This window comes from Haloferula sp. A504 (genome assembly GCF_044385805.1).
Lineage (GTDB): Bacteria > Verrucomicrobiota > Verrucomicrobiia > Verrucomicrobiales > Akkermansiaceae > Haloferula.
In genome coordinates this window covers 1-1,414 of sequence record NZ_JBISBU010000144.1, presented here as the reverse complement: position 1 = coordinate 1,414, position 1,414 = coordinate 1, and the positions used below count along the sequence as shown (strand labels likewise).

Genomic DNA, 1,414 nt, shown 5'->3' with positions numbered 1-1,414 from the left:
TAGCCCACGACTTGAACCAGACACGGCACCTCCCTTTCAACCCTCAAACCACCCCGAAGGCGCGTGGCTGGCTCCAGTCGCAGCCATAGGGTCTAGCGTCGATGAAAACACCTGCAATCCTCGCTTCGATTCTGTTCTGCCTCCTTCAGCATTTAAGTTCTGCGGAAGAGAAACACATATTGGAGGAGGGACTACTTCCCGCAACAAAGGAGCTATGGTCGATTCTTTCGATTGGTGTGCCAGATGAGGACCTCAGGAAGCTTCCACCTCCAGAAGAATTTGTACGAAAGACCATTCCTGCCCTGAAGAAGATGGGCCACTTTCCAGATAAGATAAGAGCTAAGATAGAAGCAAATCAGTCGATTCGAAGCGCCGAGGAAATAGAAGCACAGATCGAGAAGTTTCCCGACGATGACGACGGAAAGAAGCGCAAGGAGAGATTAAGAAGGTGGTTCTCAGATAAAAACCGGCCCGAGGTTGAAAAAGAGGCGATGTTCTACCTCCTTCAATTTGTAATTCCTAACAATTAAAATGCTAACAAGCCGCGACTGGGTGACCCCTTACAGCGTCCTTGTCGCAGAGCGTTTGGTTGACTACACGTTCACCAACGAGTCGCGCTGGACGCCATGAGGGCCGGGTCACCAGCGCTCCGACGTTCTGCTGAAATGAAGTTGAGGGCTGCAATGGCATCCGGCATCAAGGCTTTCCTCGGATTGATCGCGGTAGTTCTGCTTTTGGGCACTTTGGCCTATGCCAGCTACCGGTTGATCGACTCCTTTCGGAGAGATGCAGCCGGTCCCGGCTACGGCTACGTTGTCGATGACTTGCCGGAAGGTGGTCGTGCGGACGGGGACTATTGGAGAAGCGGTGAGTTCCTCGGATTCAGGGCGGATCGAATTCGCAGGCTCGCCGAATCGAAGGGTAGTTCTTTCGATGAGGACAGCCTCCGCTTTTTTGCCCGACTCCCGATGAGTGACCGGGATTTTCGTGGGCTACTTGGTCGCCTCCAGGCATCTGAAGACTCGTCGTTTCGCAGCCTTGAGACCCCCGACTATTCCGGCCTGTTCCTCATGCCAGAGTGGTTTCCTACGCCTGAGTATGCCGTGCATTCCTCACGTTGTCGGGATGAAGCCGGGTGGCGGGTTTTAGTGATCCGAGGTAGCGACGGCTTCACCTACCTCCATCTGAACTAAAATCGCAGAACAAGCCGGATCAGGACGACCCCTCACAGCGCACTTGTCGCAACCCGGTTTTGGCGATTCAATCCGGGCAACAGGACAGCGCCGGCGCTTCGTGGGGTCGGGGTCGCCTGTCCTCTTACGTTGTGCGCCGAGCGAAGCAAGGCGCTTCTTATATGGAGAATGACCAGATATGACAAAACCTAGCCAGTAGTCATTACCGAGTGTTGCAGACA

The 1,414-nt window shown here is 54.2% G+C and carries 2 protein-coding genes; both read left to right on the top strand.

Features of this window, described 5'->3' with window-relative positions:
* The first annotated feature begins 101 nt into the window (after positions 1 to 101).
* Positions 102 to 530: a hypothetical protein gene (locus ACG2LG_RS23835; protein WP_396263369.1), complete on the top strand. Its 429-nt coding sequence runs from the start codon at positions 102 to 104 to the stop codon at positions 528 to 530.
* A 153-nt stretch (positions 531 to 683) separates the two neighbouring features.
* Positions 684 to 1,193, top strand: a complete 510-nt coding sequence (locus ACG2LG_RS23830; RefSeq protein ID WP_396263368.1) for a hypothetical protein — start codon at positions 684 to 686, stop codon at positions 1,191 to 1,193.
* Positions 1,194 to 1,414 lie beyond the last annotated feature (221 nt).